An 18,020-nucleotide genomic window follows, 5' to 3' on the forward strand; every position below is an offset into this window, starting at 1 on the left:
CCCCCCCCCCCCCCCCCCCCCCCCCCCCCCCCCCCCCCCCCCCCCCCCCCCCCCCCCCCCCCCCCCCCCCCCCCCCCCCCCCCCCCCCCCCCCCCCCCCCCCCCCCCCCCCCCCCCCCCCCCCCTCTTTTAGATGTGTATAAGAGACAGGTGGCACGGCATACGGCGCCAGCGCGGCGGGCGTGGCCGTTGCGCTGGCCGCCGCGCCGCTGCCCGCGCTGCTGGTGGCCCGCACCGCGAAGGTGTAGGGCGTGCCATTGGCCAGCCCGGTGATGAGGCAACTGGTGGCCAGCGCCGCGCGCTGCGGGCACACGCTGGCGCCCACGGGCGCGCCGGTAATGGTGTAGCCGGTGACGGGCGTGCCGTTGGCGGTGGCGGGGTTCCAGCTCAGCAGCACCGCGCCGTCGCCCGCGCTGGCGCCCAGGCTGGCGGGCGCGTTGGGCGGCAGCACCATGCTGGGTGTGAAGGGGGCGCTGGGCGCCGATGCCGCGCTCACGTCGTCGCCGCCGTTGGCCGTGTTGCGCGCCAGCACCTTGAAGCGGTAGACGGTGCCGTTGGTCAGGCCGGCGATGGTGCACTGCGTCTGGCCCGCTGGCGCGTCGCAGCGCAGGCTGGGGTCGCCATCTACCGCCGCCGTAAAGCCGGTGGCGGCGGGGGTGCCCGCGTGGCTCCAGTGCACCGTGGCCTCGCCGTTGCCGGGCGTGGCGGTCACGCCCGTGGGCGCGGCGGGCGGGTTGAGGGTGAGCATGCGCACGCGGTGGTCGCCGGTGGTGGACACGAAGAGCCGGCGCGCGTCGGGGCTGGCGGCCACGTGGTAGGGCGACCGCAGTTGCGCCGCCGTCGCCGCTGTCGTCCGCCGTAGCTTGGCCGGCAAAAGGGGTCAGGCTGCCATCGGCCTCGCGGCGCTGGACGCTGGGATCGACGGTGGGATCTTTCGTGAAGAGCAAGCCGTCGCTGGCATCGAAGGCCACGTCGAGGGGAGACGGGACCGGCCCTGGCTGTCGAGTGCGATGCCATAGGGGTTCATGTCGGACGCGGTGGTGGTCAACGTGCCGCTGCCCAGATCCAGGAGCACCACGGGAATAGGTCTCTAGCCCAGGTTGCAACTGGGCTTTGTGCTATTGATTTTGAATTCCAACGGGCAGTGCCAGAATGGCGAGCCTGCCCTGCCTTCCCACCACCATGCTGTCCTTGCCCCTGCTCTGGTCCGATGCCATTTCCTGGACCAGCGGCCATCTGGTCGTGCCCGCCCTGGCGCTGCTGCACATCGGCGAGGCAGCCGGCGACCCGCGCGAGATCGCCGAGGCGCTGCTGATCGCCGCGCTGCAGCTCTTCATCATTGCCGGCATCTTCCGCCCGCTGGAGAGCCTGCTGCCGGCCGAGCGCTGGGAAGACCGGCGTCTGACCACGGTGGACCGCCACTACACGCTGCTGATGCTGCTGGGCCTGTTCCCGCTGTTCAGCTTCCTGGTGCTGATGCCCTTCGCGCACCTGCTGGGCGGCGGCCCGGCCAGCGCCGAGCCGAGCGGGCTTCGGCACTGGTTCCCGTGGTTCGAGCAGCATCCTGTGGCGATGTTCCTCGTCTACTACGTGGTCTACGACTGCTTCTATTACTGGATGCACCGGGCGCAGCACGCCATCCCCTGGTGGTGGGCGCTGCACAGCATGCACCACAGCCAGCGCCAGATGAGCTGCTGGAGCAACGACCGGGGCAGCTACCTCGACGGCGTGCTGCAGTCCTTCCTGCTGGCCGGCGTGGGCCTGGTGCTGGGCGTGGAGCCTTCCGAGTTCGCGCTGCTGGGGCTGGTGAGCGAGCTGGTGCAGAACTTCTCGCACGCCAACGTGCGCCTGCGGCTGGGGCGCCTGGGCTGGATCGGCGAGCGCCTGCTGGTCGGCCCGCGCTTCCACCGCCTGCATCACATGCTGCGCGACCCGCAGCGCCCGACGCTGCACAACTGCAACTTCGGCCAGGTGCTGTCGGTATGGGACTGCCTGTTCGGCACCGCGCTCTACGGCGCGCCGCTGCGCCCCACGGGCGTGAGCGATCCGGTGGTCGATGCCGACAACGGACGCGGCCTGGTGGCCATGCAGTGGCACACGCTCAAGCGCTTCTGGGGGGCGTTCCGCCGCCCGGCGGGCTGGCGGCTGGGCGACGTGTCCTTCGGGCCGGGCTATGCGCCCCTGCACGACGATGCGGCGGGCGCCTCGACACCGGCGGCGGGCCGCGGCGAATCCGCGCGGGCTAACTAATGCCGGCCTCGGCCTGCAGCGCCTCGCGCGGCAGCCGGACGCTGAAGGTCGAGCCCGCCCCCGGCGCGCTCGACACGCCGATGCTGCCGCCGTGCGACTGCACGATCTGGCGGCTGATGTAGAGCCCGAGCCCCAGCCCCGCGATGCTGCGGCTGTCCACCGCGCGCTCGAACTGATTGAAGATGCGCTCCTGGTCTTCCAGCGCAATGCCGCGGCCGTGGTCGCGCACGTCGATGCGCACGCCGCCCGCGTCTTCGGCCACCCGCACCAGCACCGGCTTGCCGGGGCCGTAGCGCAGCGCGTTGGTGAGCAGGTTGGTGAGCACCTGCTCGATGCGGAACTCGTCGAGCTCCACCTCCAGCGCCTCGGGCGCCTCGAGGCTGAGTTCGCATTCCGCGGCCGCGGCCTGGTAGCCCAGGCTCTGCACCAGCCGGCCCGCCATGTGCACCAGGTCGAAGCGCCGGGGCAGGATGGAGAGGGTGCCGCGCTGCAGGCGGGTGACGTCGAGCATGTCGTCGATCAGCCGGATCATCGACTGGATGTGGCGCTCGTCGCGCTCCAGCATCTGGGGCAGCCGCTCGGGCGCGAAGGCCGCCTGGTTGCCGCGCGCCAGGTGCATCTTGCGCACCTGCGTCTCCAGGAACAGGGTGTTGAGCGGCGTGCGCATCTCGTGCGAGACCATGGACATGAAGTCGTCGCGCATGCGGACCGCGCGCTGCAGGTCGGCCTGCGTGGCCTGCAGCTCCTGCACGAGCAGTTCCTGCTGGCGGCGCGCGGCCTCCAGCGCTTCCAGCTGCTCCCGGATGGCGCAGCGCTGGCGGTACAGGTCGACGAAGACGCAGACCTTGCTGCGCACGGTATGCGGGTCCAGCGGCTTGTGCAAGAAATCGACCGCGCCGCTCTCGTAGCCGTGGAAGGCGTAGTTCAGCTCCTGGCCCGCGGCGCTGACGAAGACGATCGGGATGTGGCGCGTGCGCTCGGTGCCGCGCATCAGCTCGGCCAGCTCGAAGCCGTTCATGCCGGGCATCTGCACGTCGAGGATGGCCAGCGCGAACTCGTGCTGCAGCAGCAGCGACAGCGCCTCGTCGGCCGAGTTCGCCTGCTGGATGATGCGGTCCTCCTGGCGGATCAGGGCATCGAGCGCGAGCAGGTTCTCGGGCAGGTCGTCGACGATGAGGATGCGGGCGGGGGCGTCTTTCAGCATGGGGATGTCTCGTCCAGCTCGATGAGCAGTCGGCGCAGGCCGGGCAGGTCCAGCACCCGGTCGGGCTGGCGCAGGGCCAGCGCGGCGGCAGGCATGGTGGCGACCCTGGCGCTGGCCGGGTCCTGCACGGCCGTGAAGCCGCCGAGCGCGCCGGCCTGCGCCAGGCCGGCGGCGCCGTCGGCACTGGCGCCGGTGAGCAGCATGGCCGCGAGCCGCTCGCGGTAGGCATGGGCGGCGGAGTCCAGCAGCACGTCGATGGAGGGCCGCGAGAACAGCACCGGCGCCTCGCAGCTCAGCGAGAAGCTGCGGTCCGCCTCCACCAGTAGGTGGTAGCCCGGCGGGGCGAAGTAGAGGTGGCCCGGCAGGATCGGCTCGCCTGGCGCGGCCTCGTGCACGGCCAGCGCCACCCGCTGGCCGAACACCTCAACCAGGCGGCTGTTGCGCTCGTCCGGCAGGTGCAGCACCGCCACGATCGGCAGCCGGAAGCGCGGCGGAAGCTCGCCCAGGATCTGCAGCAGCGCCTCCACGCCGCCCGCCGACGCACCGATGGCGGCCAGCGCGATGCCGTGCGGAGGCGGCCGGGAGGATGGGGAGGAGGGCGCCGTCATGGCATCAGCGCTTGCGGAAGATGCGCTCGGAGCGCACCAGGGCTTCGAAATCCTTCGCGCGCGAGGAGAAGTCGACCGTCTCCTTGCTGCCCAGGCCGAGGAAGCCGCGCCGGCACAGCGAATCGTGGAACAGGCCGAAGGCGCGGTCCTGCAGCTTCTTGTTGAAGTAGATCAGCACGTTGCGGCAGGAGATCAGGTGCGTCTCGGAGAACACGCTGTCGGTGGCCAGGCTGTGGTCGGCGAAGATGACGTTCTCGCGCAGCGAGCGGTCGAAGCGCGCCCCGCCATAGGCGGCGGTGTAGTAGTCCGGCAGCGCGCGCCGGCCGCCGGCCGCCTGGTAGCTGGCGGCGTAGCCCGCCACCTGCGCCAGCGGGTAGATGCCGGTGCGCGCCCGTTCGAGCGAGAGCGGATTGATGTCGGTGGCGTAGACGATCGAGCGCTCCAGCAGCCCCTCCTCGCGCAGCAGGATGGCCAGCGAATAGACCTCCTCGCCGGTGCTGCAGCCCGCCACCCAGACCTTGATCGACGGGTAGGTGCGCAGCACCGGCACCACGTGCTGCCGCAGCGCCAGGAAGTAGCCGGGGTCGCGGAACATCTCGCTCACCGGGATGGTGAGGATCTGCAGCAGCCGGCTGAAGGTGTGCGGGTCATGCAGCACGCGCTCCTGCAGCGCGGAGACGGTGGCGAAGTTCAGCTGCGCCACGGCATGCAGCACGCGCCGGCGCAGCGAGGCCAGCGCGTAGTCGCGGAAGTCGTGGCTGTACTTGAGGTAGATCGCCTCTACCAGGAGGCGCAGTTCGATCTCCAGGTCGTCGCCATGCGCGCTCGCGGAGTCCATCAGGCCGCCGTGCGCTCCATCTGGGGCATCCACACCCGCATCAGCGAGAACAGCCGGTCCAGGTCGATCGGCTTGGCCAGGTAATCGTTGGCGCCGGCCTGCAGGCACTGCTCCTGGTCGTCCTTCATGGCCTTGGCGGTGATGGCGATGATCGGCAGCCGCTGCCATTGCGGCTGCTTGCGGATCTGGCGCGTGGCTGCCAGGCCGTCCATCTCCGGCATCATGATGTCCATCAGCACCAGGTCGATGTCCGGCACCTCGGCCAGCCGCTCGAGCGCCTCCAGCCCGTTGCGGCCGACCTCCACCACCGCGCCCTTGTGCTCCAGGGCGCTGGTCAGCGCGAAGATGTTGCGCACGTCGTCGTCCACCACCAGGATCTTGCGCCCCTCGAATACCTTGTCGCGGCTGCGCGCGCTGCGCAGCATGCGCTGGCGCTCGGTGGAGAGTTCGGACTCCATCTTGTGCAGGAACAGCGTGACCTCGTCGAGCAGCCGCTCGGGCGAGCGCGCGCCCTTGATGATGATCGAGTGCGAATAGCGCAGCAGCTCGGCTTCCTCCTGGCGCGTGAGGTTGCGGCCGGTGTAGACGATCACCGGCGGGAAGGCGCGGATGTCCTCGGTGGACATGCGCTTGAGCAGCTCGTTGCCGCTCATGTCGGGCAGCTTCAGGTCGATGATCATGCAGTCGTAGGCCGTGCCGCGCAGCAGCTCCAGGGCCCGCTCGCCGAATTCCACCGCGGTGATCTGCACGTCGGTATCGCCGATCAGGTGGATGATGCTCTCGCGCTGCAGCGCGTCGTCCTCCACCACCAGCACGTGCTTGACCTTCTGGGACAGCTTCTCCTCGATGCGGGCGAACACCTCCTGCAACTGCTCGCGCGTGGCCGGCTTGACCACGTAGCCGATGGCGCCCAGGTGCAGGGCAGGCTCGGTGCGCTCCTCGGCCGAAATGACGTGCACCGGGATGTGGCGCGTCTGCGGGCTTTCCTTGAGCCGCTGCAGCAGCGCCAGGCCGGGGCGGTCGGGCAGCCCCATGTCCAGCAGGATGGCATCGGGCACATGCTGCTGTGCCAGTTGCAGGCCGTCGTCCGCCCCGTGCGCCACCAGGCAGCGGTAGCCCAGTTCGTGCGCCAGGTTGTAGAGGATGCGGGCGAACCGGGGCTCGTCCTCCACCACCAGCACCAGGCGCCCGCGCGGCTCGCGGGCATCGCGGTCGTCCGGGAAGCTCGGGGCCGGCACCACGGCGCGCGGCGCCGTCACGGGGGCCGGTGTGGGGGCCGGCGGCGGCATGCGCGGCGGTGCGGGGGGCGGCGGCACGGACTGCGCAGCCTCGTAGTGCAGCGGCATCACCAGCGTGAAGGTGCTGCCCTGGCCGGGGCTGCTGGCGACGGAGAGCGAACCGCCCAGCAGATGCGCCAGGTCGCGCGAGATGCTCAGGCCCAGCCCGGTGCCGCCATAGCGGCGGCTGATGGTGCCGTCGGCCTGGTGGAAGGCCTCGAAGATGTGGGCCTGCTGCTCCGGCGCGATGCCGATGCCCGAGTCCTGCACCGCGAAGGCGATCCGGCCGTCCGGCTGCCGGGTGACCGACAGGCTGACGCCCCCCTCGCTGGTGAACTTGATGGCGTTGGACAGCAGGTTGCGCAGCACCTGCTCCAGCCGCTGCCGGTCGGTGTGCAGCAGCTCCGGCGCATCGGGGGCGACCTGCACCTGCAGCGCGAGCTGCTTCTGCTGGGCCAGCGGCTCGAACACCCTTCGCAGGGTGTCGGCCAGGCGCGCGATCACCACGTCCTGCGGCCGCACGTCGAGCTTGCCGGCCTCGACCTTGGAGATGTCGAGGATGTCGTTGATCAGGTTCAGCAGCTCATTGCCGGCGGCATGGATCGACTGCGCGAAGCGCACCTGCTCGGCGTCGAGGTTGCCGGCCGGGTTGTCGGCCAGCAGCTTGGCCAGGATCAGCGAGCTGTTGAGCGGCGTGCGCAGCTCGTGCGACATGTTGGCCAGGAATTCGGACTTGTAGCGGCTGGCGCGCTGCAGCTCCTCGGCGCGTTCCTCCAGCTGTGTGCGGGCCAGGTCGAGGGCGGTATTGCGCTGGTCCAGCACCGCCGCCTGCTCGGCCAACCGCCGGTTGGACTGCTCCAGCTCCACCTGCTGCACCTCCAGGCTGGCCTGCGACTCCTTGAGCACCCGCGACTGCTCCTCCAGTTCCTCGTTGGTGATGCGCAGTTCCTCCTGCTGCACCTGCAGTTCCTCGTTGAGCTGCTGCGTCTCGGCCAGGAGCTCCTGCTGCCGCTGGCGGTAGCGCTCGGCCTCCAGCTGGGCCCCGATGTTGGGCGAGACCAGCTGCAGGAATTCCACGTCACGCGCCTGCAGCGGGCGCAGGAAGCCCAGCTCCAGCACCCCGTTGACCTTGCCGTCGCTCTCTATCGGCACGATGACGGCACTCTGCGGCAGGCCCTCGCCGACGCCCGAGCTGATGCGCAGGTAGTGACTCGGCAGGCCGTCGAGCCGTATCACCCGCCGCTCCTGCGCCGCCTGGCCGACCAGCGTCTGGCCGGCCTGCAGCGTGGCATGCACGCCTTCCTGCGCCTGGCTGAACCCGTAGCTCGCGATGCGCTGCAGCCCGGCGCCCGCGTCGCGCACGTAGACCGCGCCGATCGCGCTGTCCAGGTAGCGCGCCATGAATTCCAGCACGTTGCGTCCGAGCAGCAGCAGGCTCTGCTGGCCGATGACCTGGCTGGCGAGCCGGGTCTGGCCTTCGCGCAGCCAGGCCTGCTGCTGCAGGGTTTCGGTGGCCTGCGCCTGCTCGCCCAGCAGCCGCTGGTAGATGGAGGAGAGCTTGAGCAACTGGCGCCGCCCGAAGTAGGCGAAGCCGCCGCTGAAGCCCACGCTGAACAGCAGGTACAGCACCACCACCAAGACAGCCGTGGCGCGCACGCTCGTGTTGCGCTCCTGCAGCAGGTGCTGCTCCATCGCCAGGAAATCGGTGAACTCTCCGCGCGCCGCGTCGGTCAGGCGCTTGCCCTGGCCCGAACCGGCGATCTGCCGGTAGCCTTCCCCCGTCGCGCGGCGCGCCTCGATCAGGCGCTGGGCGTAGCGCTCCCACTCTTGCAGCAGGCCGCTGATCCGTGTCAGCCGATCGACCTGCACCGGGTTGTCGGACACCAGCTCCTGCAGCTCCTTCATCCGCTGGGGAATGCGCGTCCTCGCGGCCTCGTAGGGCTCCAGGTAGCGCTCGTCGCCCGCGAGGAGGTAGCCGCGCAGGCTGGTCTCCCTGTCGCTGCTGAGGGTCGCCAGCTCGTGCGCCCGCGCGATCACGCGGTCGGTGTGCTCCACCCAGGACATGACGTACATCAGGTACAGGATCAGTCCCACGAAGAGCCCGGCGCCAGCCAGCCCGATGCCCAGCGGCAGCCACAGGTTGCGGGACAGGATGCGGCGGAAACTCTCGGTGTCGACCGTGGCGTTGCTGTTCATGGGACGGGTGCTTGCTGGACGGGAATGCCTTGCGAGGCGGCGCAAGTGTGCCGGAGAAACGCCCGACCCCACGTAGGCGGAAATCCCGTCCGCCGCGGCTTCGCGCGCCGAAAGCCGCCGGCGCGGCGGCCGTCCCTACGCCAGGAAATCCTCGATCAGCCGGGCCACCTGGGCGGGCTGGTCGTGGTGCAGCATGTGGCCGGCGTCGCGCACCAGGGCGCGGCGGCACTCGGGCACGGCGCGCAGCCGCTCGTGGAATTCCGCCAGGGTGTAGCGCTCGCCCCACCAGCGCGGCATCTCGTTGTCGGAGGCCTCCACCACCAGCACCGGCGCGGTGATGGCGGCGAAATGCGCCAGCGCTTCTTCCACCCGGTAGACCTGCGCGCCGACCACCTTGTGCCCGGCGTGACCCAGGATCTGCCACTGGGTGCTGCCATCTGCGGCCGTCACCGGCCGCGCCCAGTGGCGCGCCAGCCAGGCGGCCTTGTCCGCCGGCAGGCGCGGGTTGGTGCGCATCAGGCGCTGGGCGACGCCTTCGGCGTCGGCGTAGGGCGTAAGGGCTTTCTCGCCGCGCGCAAACGCCTTGAGTTCGTCGATCCACTGCGCGTGGCGCTGCGGCGCCTTGTCGGCCGGCATCGCCGGCATGCCGAAGCCTTCCAGGTTGACCAGCCGGCGGATGCGCTGCGGCCGGACACCGGCGTAGAGCATGGCCACGTTGCCGCCCATGCTGTGGCCGGCCAGGTCCACGGGTTCCCCGGGCACCAGCGCGTCCAGCAGGAAGTCGAGATCGGCCAGGTAGTCGGCGAACCAGAACTGGTCGGTCGGCGGCGCCTCGGTGAGGCCGAAGCCGCGCCAGTCCGGCGCGATGACGAAACGATCCTGCGCCATGGCATCGATCACGAACTGCCAGGAGGCGCCCACGTCCATCCAGCCATGCACCATCACCAGCGGCGGCACGCCGGGCCGGGGCGTACCCCAGGTGCGCACGTGGTAGCGCAGGTGGCGCAGCGGGACGAAGCGGTTCTCGGCAGGGCGGCGGGCTTGGTACATGTCGGCATTATTCAGCGGCGCCCGGTCGCGCGGCAGTCAAGGCGGGGACAAACTCGCCTGCACTAATCGATCGAAATTCCGGCGGCCGATAGGTCGCCGCCAAAACTGCTGTAATTTGCGCATGAGCATTCCCACTCCTTCTTCTTCTTCTTCCCCGTTTGCGCCGGTCCGCCTGGGCCAGAGCGAACTGCAGGTCGCCCCGATCTGCCTGGGCACCATGACCTTCGGCGAGCAGGTGTCGCAGGACCAGGCCCATGCCATCCTCGACCGCGCCGTGGAGCGCGGCATCGACTTCCTGGACACGGCCGAGATGTACGCCGTGCCCGCGCGCAAGGAGACCTACGGCGCCACCGAGACCATACTGGGCCACTGGTTCTCCCGCCGCCCCGGCGTGCGGCAGAAGCTGGTGCTGGCGACCAAGGTGGCCGGCCCCTCGCGCGGCATGCCCTGGGTGCGCGAGAGCGGCGGCATGACGGCGGCCGACATCGAGGCCTCGTGCAACGCCAGCCTGAAGCGGCTGCGCACCGACGTCATCGACCTCTACCAGATCCACTGGCCCGAGCGCCATGTGCCGGTGTTCGGCAACATCTACTACGACCCCGCCAAGGAACGCTCGCAGACGCCGATCCTCGAGCAGCTCGAAGCGCTGGGCAAGCTGGTGAAGGCGGGCAAGGTGCGTGCCATTGGCTTGTCGAACGAAACGCCGTACGGCGTGCACGAGTTCGTGCGCCTGGCCGAGCAGCACGGCCTGCCGCGCGTGGCGACGGTGCAGAACGTGTACAGCCTCATCAGCCGCGGCCATGAGAACGGGCTGGACGAGACGATGCACCGGCTGGGCGTGTCGCTGCTGGCGTACTCGCCGCTGGCCTTCGGCCTGCTGACCGGCAAGTACGACCAGAGCGGCATCGAGGGGCCGGATGCGCCGAAGGGCGCGCGCATCTCGAGCTACGAATCGGTGCGCAAGCAGCGCTGGGGCCGCCCCGATTCGCTGCGCGCGGCCAAGCGCTACAACCAGCTCGCCCGCGACAACGGCCTGACGCCGACGCAGCTGGCGCTGGCCTTCTGCTACACCAAGTGGCAGGTGGCGAGCACGATCATCGGCGTGACCTCGGTGGCGCAGTTGGAAGAAGACCTGGACGTGTACGGCACCACGCTGTCGCCGGAAGTGCTGGCGGAGATCGACAGGATCCGCTGGGAAATCCGCGATCCGGCCGCCTGATTCATCAGCGCGCGCATTCGCCGTTCGCGGCGGCCAGAGCGAGCGCGGGCAGGCTCAGCAGGCCCATGCCGCCGCCCTTGAATTCGCCTTTCCTGCAGTCGCCGTGGGCGGCGCTGGCTACGCCTGAGCTCAGGCGCGAATCGAAGGCGGAGCGCGAATTGCCGTTGATGTCCTGACCGGCTCGGTCGGCGAAGGAGCGTTCGCGGCCGATGTCGCGCAGGGCGCGGCGGGTGCTTTCCGAATGGAGGATCAGGGGCGGAGGTGGCGCGGGGGGCGTGGGCTGCGGCGGTTCGGCAGCTGCCACCGGTTCCTCGGGCGCGGCGATCGCGTTGCTGCGCACAGCCCTGGGCGCGCGGATGGTGCTGGCGCGCGGCTGCGCCGCCGCCGGGGCGTGTGCGACGGTTTCCTTGTGCGGCGCCGGCGGCTCGGTCTTCGCCTTGGGCGCGACCTGCACCAGCTTCATCACGATGCGCTTCACCGGCCGCGAGGCGCTGCTTCCTTGTGGCTTGGCCGCAACCACCAGCAGCCAGAGCGCGACAGCGTGCATCGCTGCCACGACCAGCACGAGTGCCGGCATTGCGGGGCGGCGCATCAGTTCTTCGCTGGCGGCTGCCATTCGAGCAGGTCGCCGGGCTGGCACTGCAGCGCCTCGCAGATGCGCTCCAGCGTGTCGAAACGCACGCCGCGCACCTTGCCGCTCTTGAGCAGCGAGAGATTCTGTTCGGTGATGCCGACATGCTCCGCCAGTTCGCGCGAGCGCATCTTGCGGCGGGCCAGCATCACATCGAGGTTGACGACGATGGGCATGCCGGATCAGACGAAGCCCGCGTTGTCGTCGGCCAGGCGGCGCGCCTCGGCCATGACGCGGGCGATGGCGACGAGCACGGCGCCGAAGAGGATGTGCAGGCAGTCGAACCAGGCGAGGCTGATCGCCACATAGCGCTGGCCGGGCGGGTTGCCCATGCTGAGCGCGACGCTCATCAGGGCGCGCGTGAGCGGCAGGAGCAGCGCCAGCAGTAGCACGGCCCACGCGAAGCGCACCAGCGCGTCCTGCGCGGCGCCGCCGAACACCTCGCCGCGGCCGTATTCGCCGAAGAGCCGCCAGAGATGCCAGAGATGCCGCAGCGCGTAGAGCCCGCCTCCCACCGGCAGCAGGCTGACCACCGCGGTGCGCCAGCGGCCCGCTTCGTCGGCCGGCAGGTTGGGCAGGCCCAGGAAGCTGCCGATGCCGAAGAGATCGAGCCAGTCGCTGGCCGTCAGCAGCAGCACGGGCTGGGCCAGGAGCAGCGCGGCCCCGGCCAGGACAAGGGCCTGCACGACCTGTGCGTGGCGCTTCAGATAGAACGAGGGCGTGACGGCCGACGCTGGGGTATGCTGCATGATTGAAGCAATATTCAATGTGTGACAGCAAAAGTTTACTGTAAAACGATAAAAACTCAAGAAAAAACCGGAATCAGACCGCCACCGGAATGGCCAAGAAGAACACCCACACCTCCGAGACGCCCGCCACGCAGCTGCTGCGCGCGCACAAGATCGCCTTCACCGAGCACCCTTATGAATACGTCGAGCACGGCGGCGCGCAGCGCGGCGCCGAGATGCTGGGGCTGGACCCGTTCACCGTCATCAAGACGCTGGTGATGCAGGATCAGCACGCCAGGCCGCTGATCGTGCTGATGCACGGCAACCGCACGGTGTCGACCAAGAACCTCGCGCGGCAGATCGGCGCCAAGAGCGTGGAGCCCTGCAAGCCCGAGGTGGCCAACCGCCACAGCGGCTACCTGGTCGGCGGCACCTCGCCCTTCGGCACGCGGCGCGCCATGCCGGTCTACATCGAGGAGAGCATCCTGGCGCTGCCGCGCATCTGCATCAACGGCGGGCGGCGCGGCTATCTGCTGGGGCCGGATCCGCAGGTCTGCGTGCAACTGCTGCAGGCGCGGCCGGTGCACTGCGCGCTGGCAGAATAGCCGCCTCCCATCCCCTCCCTGCCGCTGCACCGCACGCCGGCACCGCCTGCGAGACAAACGCCTTGGATCATCTTCTCCCCACCCTGGCCACGGTCGCGGCCTATCTGCTCGGCTCGCTGTCATTCGCCGTCATCGTCAGCCGGGCCATGGGCCTGCAGGACCCGCGCAGCTACGGCAGCGGCAACCCGGGCGCCACCAACGTGCTGCGCTCGGGCAGCAAGGCCGCGGCCGTCGCCACACTGCTGCTGGATGCGGCCAAGGGCTGGCTGCCGGTGATGCTGGTGCGCTGGTGGGGGCCGGCCTGGGGCCTGGAGGGCGGCACGGTGGCGCTGGTCGGCCTGGCGGCCTTCCTGGGGCATCTGTACCCGGTGTTCTTCCGCTTCCAGGGCGGCAAGGGCGTGGCGACCGCGTTCGGCGTGCTGCTGGGCATCGATGCGCTGCTGGGCCTGGCCGCCGCGCTGAGCTGGCTGATCATGGCGGTGTTCTTCCGCTACTCGTCGCTTGCCTCGCTGGTGGCCGCGGTGTTCGCGCCGTTCTTCTACTGGTTCGGCGATGGCGTGGCCTGGAAGGCCGATGCGCGGATCACCGCGGCCATCGTGGCCATGGCGCTGCTGCTGGCCTGGCGCCATCGCGAGAACGTCCGCCGCCTGCTGGCGGGCACCGAGTCGCGCCTGGGCGCGCGCGGCGGCAGTTCGCGGCAGTCCTGAGAAGCCCCGCTATGGGGGCGGGGCCGGGCGGACCTTCGCGCCGTCCAGCGCGGCGATGTGCCGGGCTGCCTGCACGCCGATCTGCAGCAGCATGCGGTAGTTGAGCGGCGCGCTCACCTGGGTGTGGGCCAGCGCGGCGCGGATGCGCGGCGTGTCCCCGGCAACACGCTGCAGGCGCGGGCGGCGCAGGGGTTTGCGGTGGGCGTCGAGCACGACGGCGATCACCGGCTGGTTGGCGGTTTCGCCGCGGCGCACCACCACCGCGGTTTCGCCGCTGTCGAGTTCGACGAAGGTGCCCGGCGGGCACAGTCCCACCGAGCGCACCAGCGCGTAGCCGACCTCGCCGCGGAAGTCGCCGCGGCCGTCGAGGATGGCGCGCACCGAGTCCAGCGCGCTGCGCCCGGTGCGCGTGGTGCGCGGGCTGATCATGGCGGCATAGCGGTCTATGGTGCGCAGCACGTGCGCCAGGCGCTCGGCCGGCGCCATCGCCGCCAGCGCGGTGGCGTGGCCGCTGGCCGCATGGTGCTGGCGCACCACCTCGAGCCAGATGTCGTCGGTGACGCCCAGGCGGGAGAGCATGGTGCTGCCGTCGGCGGCATGGTGCTCGATCACCATGCGCTGCTGGGCGCTGGGCTTCTCTTTCTGCGCGGAGAGGCGGTCCTGCACGTCGGTCATGGCGATGTTCATCGTCATGGCCGCGTGCACGAGCGCGTCGCGCTCGGCGCGCGCGAGCTTCAGCTCGTCGGCCACGACGTGGCACAAGGCCGCGCAGACCAGCGCATGCGAGGCGCTGTACCCGACCGAGGAGGTGGTCGCCAGCTGGAGCAGCAGGTACAGGGCGGTATCGACGTCCTGCAGCACCAGCGCCTGCATCCAGCGGTCGTACTGCAGGATCTTCTGCGGGAAGTCCTGCACGCGGAAGGGCCGCGTGAGCACCACCGACAGCCCGGACTCCAGGTCGGCCCAGAGGCTCAGCAGGTCTTCGCCGGAGTCCTCGGCCGCAGCCGGGATGGCTGTCGGGTGGGGGGCCATTGCGTGCGCAGCGACTCCCTAGTCGCGGAAGTTGTTGAAGCTGATCGGGACGTCGGTCACGTCCTTCTTCAGCAACGCCATGGTGGCCTGCAGGTCGTCGCGCTTGGCGCCGGTGACGCGCACCGCGTCGCCCTGGATGGCGGCCTGCACCTTGAGCTTGCCGTCCTTGACGATGCGCTGGATCTTCTTGGCCAGCTCGGCCTCGATGCCGTTGCGCACCTTGAGCACCTGCTTGACCTTGTCGCCGCCGATCTTCTCGACCTTGCCCTTGTCGAGGAAGCGCACGTCCACGTTGCGCTTGGTCAGCTTGTTGCGCAGGATGTCCTCGACCTGGGCGAGCTGGAAGTCGGCATCGCCGAACATCGTGATCTCCTTGTCCTTCAGCTCGATGGCCGCGGAGGTGCCCTTGAAATCGAAACGGGTGCCGATCTCCTTGGCTGCGTTGTCGACCGCGTTGCGGACCTCCACCAGATCGGCTTCGCAAACGGTATCGAAAGACGGCATACAAACACTCCAGAAAAGTACGTGGAAACCATGCCATGTTATGCCAAGCCCGCGTGTTGCGAAACGGCCCCGGTCCCCGCGTGCCGGCCGCGCGAGAGTGAGAAAATCCCGGGGATGCGAGTCGAGAAGAACGTGGCCCTGCGGCCCTACAACACCTTCGGCATCGTCGCGCGCGCACACCAGCTGGTGCGCGTGGCGGGCGAGGAGGACGTGCGCGCCGTGCTGGCCGATCCGGCGCTGGCGGCGGCGCCCAAGTTCGTGCTGGGCGGGGGCAGCAACATCGTGCTGACCGGCGACGTGCGGCCCCTGGTGCTCAAGGTCGAGATCCGGGGCCGGCGCGTGCTGGAAGACGGCGAGCGCGGCTGGCTGGTAGAGGCCGGGGCCGGCGAGAACTGGCACGACACGGTGGCCTGGACCATCGCCCAGGGCCTGCCGGGGCTGGAGAACCTGGCGCTGATCCCGGGCACCGTGGGCGCCGCGCCGGTGCAGAACATCGGCGCCTATGGCGTGGAACTGCAGGACCGCTTCGACTCGCTCGACGCGATCGACCTGCGCACCGGCCGCGTCTTCACCCTGGATGCCGCGCAGTGCGCCTTCGGCTACCGCGACTCGGTGTTCAAGCATGCCGCGGCCGGCCCGAATGACCTGGGGCTGCTCGGGCGCGCGCTGATCCTGCGCGTGCGCTTTCGCCTGCCGCGGCCCTGGAAGCCCGAGCTGGGCTACCTCGACCTGGAGCGGCGCCGGCAGGAGGAGGGCGTGGCCGTGCCGACGCCGCAGCAGGTGTTCGACTGGGTCTGCGACATCCGCCGCGCCAAGCTGCCGGACCCGCGCGTGATCGGCAATGCCGGCAGCTTCTTCAAGAACCCCACGGTCAGCCCGGAGCAGTGCGCGGACATCATCGCGCGCGAGCCCAAGATCGTGCACTACCCCATGCCCGACGGCTCGGTAAAGCTCGCCGCGGGCTGGCTGATCGACGCCTGCGGCTGGAAGGGCAAGTCGGTCGGCAATGCCGGCGTGTACGAAAAGCAGGCGCTGGTGCTGGTCAACCGCGGCGCCGCCGGCGCGGCCACCGCCGCCACCGGCGGCGAGGTCATGACCCTGGCCCGGGCGATCCAGACCAGCGTGTACGAGCGCTTCGGCATCCGGCTGGAGCCCGAGCCGGTGGTGGTCTGACCGGCGGTTTTGCTATAAAATTAATAGCTAGAAGCCCAGAATATACCTGGGCTACAGCCTTTTTTGGTCAAAAAAAGCCACCCGAGGGTGGCTGGCGGGCGCAGGTGCGGGGATCAGCCGTTCCTGCCCGGCGTGCCCGCACCGCCCAATTGCGGCACCGCTGCGTCGGCGCTGGAGGACAGCAGACCGGTCTTCAGGTAGATGGCCAGCTTGTCGCGGGTATCGATGATGTCGAGGTTGCGCATGGTCAGCTGGCCGATGCGGTCGGCCGGCGAGAACGGCGCGTCTTCTACCTTCTCCATCGACAGGCGCTCGGGCGCGTAGGTGAGGTTGGGCGAGGCGGTGTCGAGGATCGAATAGTCGTTGCCGCGGCGCAGTTCCAGCGTGACTTCGCCGCTCACCGCGCGCGCCACCCAGCGCTGCGCGGCTTCGCGCAGCATGATGGCCTGCGGGTCGAACCAGCGGCCCTGGTAGAGCAGGCGGCCGAGCTTGCGGCCGTTGTCGCGGTACTGCTCGATGGTGTCCTCGTTGTGGATGCCGGTCAGCAGGCGCTCGTAGGCGATGAACAGCAGCGCCAGGCCGGGCGCCTCGTAGATGCCGCGGCTCTTGGCCTCGATGATGCGGTTCTCGATCTGGTCGCTCATGCCCAGGCCGTGGCGCCCGCCGATGCGGTTGGCCTCCAGGAACAGCTCCACCAGGTCGGCATGTTCGACGCCGTTGAGCGCCACCGGGCGACCTTCCTCGAAGCGCACGCTGACCGTCTCGGCCTTGACCGGCACCTCGTCCTTCCAGAAGGCCACGCCCATGATCGGGTTGACGATGCGGATGCCGCTGGAGAGCAGCTCCAGGTCCTTGGCCTCGTGCGTGGCGCCGAGCATGTTGGAGTCGGTGCTGTAGGCCTTCTCGGCCGACATCTTGTAGCCGAAGCCGGCGGCGGTCATGAAGGCCGACATTTCCGCGCGGCCGCCCAGCTCGTCGATGAAGGCCTGGTCCAGCCAGGGCTTGTAGATCTTCAGCGCCGGGTTGGTCAACAGGCCGTAGCGGTAGAAGCGCTCGATGTCGTTGCCCTTGAAGGTGCTGCCGTCGCCCCAGATGTGGACGTCGTCTTCCTTCATGGCCGCCACCAGCATGGTGCCGGTGACGGCGCGGCCCAGCGGCGTGGTGTTGAAGTAGGTCACGCCCGCGGTCGAGATGTGGAAGGCGCCGGCCTGCAGCGCGGCCAGGCCTTCGGCCGCCAGTTGGCTGCGGCAGTCGACCAGACGCGCCTTCTCGGCGCCGTACTGCATGGCCTTGCGCGGGATCTCGTCGTAGTCCGGCTCGTCGGGCTGGCCCAGGTGGGCGGTGTAGGCGTAGGGCAGGGCGCCCTTCTGCTTCATCCAGTGCAGGGCGGCGCTGGTGTCCAGGCCGCCGGAGAAGGCGATGCCGACCTTCTGGCCGACGGGAACTTGCTGGAGGATGGTCGACATGCTCGTGTCCCGCGCTCAGCCGAAGTGGCAGATGTAGTGGTAGGGCTCGGTCACGCGGATCTCGAACCTGGAGTTGCCCGGGATGCTGAACGTCTCGCCGGCCGAGGACTTCACCCAGCCGTCGCTGCCGGCGAGCTTGTACTCGCAGCTGCCGGCCACGGACTCCATGACCTCCGGCGCGCCGGTGTTGAAGGTCAGGGTCGCGGGCAGGATCACGCCGACCGACTTCTTCGTGCCGTCCGGCAAGGTGATGCCGTGGCTCACGCACTTGCCGTCGAAGTAGACGCTGGCTTGGGTGGAGACGGACACGCCGTCGATCTTTTCGGTGCTCATGGAGGCTGGGGATGGAGGTGGTGGGGGCCGGCGGCTTCCGCGCCGGGGCGCCGGCCGGGACAAACGGCCAATTTTAGGGCAACGCTGAACAAGTCCCTCGCGTGTCGCGCATCCCTGCTGTGGGCGGTCTGCGGCGTTGCAAATCCTCGCCATAGCTGCGGCTATGGCTGCGGTTTGCGCCTTGCATCCCATCCCACACC

Annotated in this window: 18 protein-coding genes; 5 read left to right on the forward strand and 13 right to left on the reverse strand. The window is 69.8% G+C overall.

Going from position 1 to position 18,020, the window contains the following annotated elements:
- On the reverse strand, positions 1-873 hold an 873-nt coding region (locus JHD63_RS17325; protein WP_198972049.1), incomplete at its 3' end, for a fibronectin type III domain-containing protein.
- Between the two features lie 308 nt (positions 874-1,181).
- Here JHD63_RS17325 and JHD63_RS17330 point away from each other — a divergent pair.
- Positions 1,182-2,249 (forward strand): sterol desaturase family protein, encoded by a 1,068-nt coding sequence (locus JHD63_RS17330; protein ID WP_198972050.1) that lies wholly within the window; start codon positions 1,182-1,184, stop codon positions 2,247-2,249.
- Here JHD63_RS17330 and JHD63_RS17335 read toward each other — a convergent pair.
- From JHD63_RS17335 to JHD63_RS17355, 5 genes are all read right to left on the reverse strand, one after another.
- On the reverse strand, positions 2,242-3,453 hold the full coding sequence (locus tag JHD63_RS17335; protein WP_198972051.1) for a hybrid sensor histidine kinase/response regulator: 1,212 nt from the start codon (positions 3,451-3,453) through the stop codon (positions 2,242-2,244). The two genes, JHD63_RS17330 and JHD63_RS17335, sit on opposite strands and share 8 nt — an antisense overlap.
- Positions 3,447-4,061, reverse strand: a complete 615-nt coding sequence (locus tag JHD63_RS17340) for a chemotaxis protein CheB (protein ID WP_198972052.1) — start codon at positions 4,059-4,061, stop codon at positions 3,447-3,449. Before JHD63_RS17340 ends, JHD63_RS17335 begins: the two co-directional genes overlap by 7 nt.
- A 4-nt stretch (positions 4,062-4,065) precedes the next feature.
- Positions 4,066-4,899 (reverse strand): CheR family methyltransferase, encoded by an 834-nt coding sequence (locus tag JHD63_RS17345; protein WP_198972053.1) that lies wholly within the window; start codon positions 4,897-4,899, stop codon positions 4,066-4,068.
- Positions 4,899-8,372, reverse strand: coding sequence for a response regulator (locus JHD63_RS17350; protein WP_198972054.1), 3,474 nt, complete (start codon positions 8,370-8,372; stop codon positions 4,899-4,901). The genes JHD63_RS17345 and JHD63_RS17350 overlap by 1 nt, the downstream gene beginning before the upstream one ends.
- A 135-nt stretch (positions 8,373-8,507) precedes the next feature.
- Positions 8,508-9,422 carry an alpha/beta fold hydrolase gene (locus JHD63_RS17355; protein ID WP_198972055.1) on the reverse strand — a complete coding sequence of 305 codons (915 nt, stop codon included), beginning with the start codon at positions 9,420-9,422 and terminating at the stop codon, positions 8,508-8,510.
- A gap of 121 nt (positions 9,423-9,543) precedes the next feature.
- Here JHD63_RS17355 and JHD63_RS17360 point away from each other — a divergent pair, with 121 nt between their 5' ends.
- The gene (locus JHD63_RS17360; protein ID WP_198972056.1) at positions 9,544-10,641 is read left to right on the forward strand and encodes an aldo/keto reductase; all 1,098 of its coding nucleotides are present in this window, start codon (positions 9,544-9,546) and stop codon (positions 10,639-10,641) included.
- Between the two features lie 4 nt (positions 10,642-10,645).
- Here JHD63_RS17360 and JHD63_RS17365 read toward each other — a convergent pair whose 3' ends face one another.
- From JHD63_RS17365 to JHD63_RS17375, 3 genes are read right to left on the reverse strand one after another with little or no spacing between them, the layout of a single operon-like run.
- A complete protein-coding gene (locus JHD63_RS17365; protein WP_198972066.1) occupies positions 10,646-11,257 on the reverse strand; it encodes a hypothetical protein in 612 nt (203 codons plus the stop codon).
- Positions 11,233-11,448, reverse strand: coding sequence for a helix-turn-helix domain-containing protein (locus tag JHD63_RS17370; protein WP_198972057.1), 216 nt, complete (start codon positions 11,446-11,448; stop codon positions 11,233-11,235). Before JHD63_RS17370 ends, JHD63_RS17365 begins: the two co-directional genes overlap by 25 nt.
- A gap of 6 nt (positions 11,449-11,454) precedes the next feature.
- Positions 11,455-12,021: a DUF2975 domain-containing protein gene (locus JHD63_RS17375; RefSeq protein WP_198972058.1), complete on the reverse strand. Its 567-nt coding sequence runs from the start codon at positions 12,019-12,021 to the stop codon at positions 11,455-11,457.
- A gap of 89 nt (positions 12,022-12,110) precedes the next feature.
- Between JHD63_RS17375 and JHD63_RS17380 the strand changes: the two genes are divergently transcribed.
- A complete protein-coding gene (locus JHD63_RS17380) occupies positions 12,111-12,605 on the forward strand; it encodes an aminoacyl-tRNA deacylase (RefSeq protein WP_198972059.1) in 495 nt (164 codons plus the stop codon).
- Positions 12,606-12,667: 62 nt separating this feature from the next.
- A complete protein-coding gene (plsY, locus tag JHD63_RS17385; protein WP_198972060.1) occupies positions 12,668-13,312 on the forward strand; it encodes a glycerol-3-phosphate 1-O-acyltransferase PlsY in 645 nt (214 codons plus the stop codon).
- A gap of 9 nt (positions 13,313-13,321) precedes the next feature.
- Here the strand turns inward: plsY and JHD63_RS17390 are convergent, their stop codons facing one another.
- A complete protein-coding gene (locus JHD63_RS17390; protein WP_198972061.1) occupies positions 13,322-14,344 on the reverse strand; it encodes an HD-GYP domain-containing protein in 1,023 nt (340 codons plus the stop codon).
- Positions 14,345-14,362: 18 nt separating this feature from the next.
- On the reverse strand, positions 14,363-14,848 hold the full coding sequence (locus tag JHD63_RS17395; RefSeq protein ID WP_198972062.1) for a YajQ family cyclic di-GMP-binding protein: 486 nt from the start codon (positions 14,846-14,848) through the stop codon (positions 14,363-14,365).
- Positions 14,849-14,962: 114 nt separating this feature from the next.
- On the opposite strand from JHD63_RS17395, the gene murB reads away from it, so the two are divergent.
- The gene (murB, locus tag JHD63_RS17400; protein ID WP_198972063.1) at positions 14,963-16,021 is read left to right on the forward strand and encodes a UDP-N-acetylmuramate dehydrogenase; all 1,059 of its coding nucleotides are present in this window, start codon (positions 14,963-14,965) and stop codon (positions 16,019-16,021) included.
- Between the two features lie 113 nt (positions 16,022-16,134).
- Here the strand turns inward: murB and argG are convergent, their stop codons facing one another.
- Positions 16,135-17,487 (reverse strand): argininosuccinate synthase, encoded by a 1,353-nt coding sequence (gene argG / locus JHD63_RS17405; protein WP_198972064.1) that lies wholly within the window; start codon positions 17,485-17,487, stop codon positions 16,135-16,137.
- A gap of 15 nt (positions 17,488-17,502) precedes the next feature.
- Positions 17,503-17,820, reverse strand: coding sequence for a pyrimidine/purine nucleoside phosphorylase (gene ppnP / locus JHD63_RS17410; protein ID WP_198972065.1), 318 nt, complete (start codon positions 17,818-17,820; stop codon positions 17,503-17,505).
- Positions 17,821-18,020: the final 200 nt, after the last annotated feature.

Source organism: Xylophilus sp. ASV27 (genome assembly GCF_016428875.1).
Taxonomy (GTDB): Bacteria; Pseudomonadota; Gammaproteobacteria; order Burkholderiales; family Burkholderiaceae_C; genus Xylophilus.

Bases quoted from the DNA above. Each gene is read 5' to 3' on its own strand.
- JHD63_RS17330 (WP_198972050.1), top strand. From the start codon at position 1,182: ATGCTGTCCTTGCCCCTGCTCTGGTCCGATGCCATTTCCTGGACCAGC.
- JHD63_RS17335 (WP_198972051.1), bottom strand. From the start codon at position 3,453: ATGCTGAAAGACGCCCCCGCCCGCATCCTCATCGTCGACGACCTGCCC.
- JHD63_RS17340 (WP_198972052.1), bottom strand. From the start codon at position 4,061: ATGACGGCGCCCTCCTCCCCATCCTCCCGGCCGCCTCCGCACGGCATC.
- JHD63_RS17345 (WP_198972053.1), bottom strand. From the start codon at position 4,899: ATGGACTCCGCGAGCGCGCATGGCGACGACCTGGAGATCGAACTGCGC.
- JHD63_RS17350 (WP_198972054.1), bottom strand. From the start codon at position 8,372: ATGAACAGCAACGCCACGGTCGACACCGAGAGTTTCCGCCGCATCCTG.
- JHD63_RS17355 (WP_198972055.1), bottom strand. From the start codon at position 9,422: ATGTACCAAGCCCGCCGCCCTGCCGAGAACCGCTTCGTCCCGCTGCGC.
- JHD63_RS17360 (WP_198972056.1), top strand. From the start codon at position 9,544: ATGAGCATTCCCACTCCTTCTTCTTCTTCTTCCCCGTTTGCGCCGGTC.
- JHD63_RS17365 (WP_198972066.1), bottom strand. From the start codon at position 11,257: ATGGCAGCCGCCAGCGAAGAACTGATGCGCCGCCCCGCAATGCCGGCA.
- JHD63_RS17370 (WP_198972057.1), bottom strand. From the start codon at position 11,448: ATGCCCATCGTCGTCAACCTCGATGTGATGCTGGCCCGCCGCAAGATG.
- JHD63_RS17375 (WP_198972058.1), bottom strand. From the start codon at position 12,021: ATGCAGCATACCCCAGCGTCGGCCGTCACGCCCTCGTTCTATCTGAAG.
- JHD63_RS17380 (WP_198972059.1), top strand. From the start codon at position 12,111: ATGGCCAAGAAGAACACCCACACCTCCGAGACGCCCGCCACGCAGCTG.
- JHD63_RS17390 (WP_198972061.1), bottom strand. From the start codon at position 14,344: ATGGCCCCCCACCCGACAGCCATCCCGGCTGCGGCCGAGGACTCCGGC.
- JHD63_RS17395 (WP_198972062.1), bottom strand. From the start codon at position 14,848: ATGCCGTCTTTCGATACCGTTTGCGAAGCCGATCTGGTGGAGGTCCGC.
- murB (WP_198972063.1), top strand. From the start codon at position 14,963: ATGCGAGTCGAGAAGAACGTGGCCCTGCGGCCCTACAACACCTTCGGC.
- argG (WP_198972064.1), bottom strand. From the start codon at position 17,487: ATGTCGACCATCCTCCAGCAAGTTCCCGTCGGCCAGAAGGTCGGCATC.
- ppnP (WP_198972065.1), bottom strand. From the start codon at position 17,820: ATGAGCACCGAAAAGATCGACGGCGTGTCCGTCTCCACCCAAGCCAGC.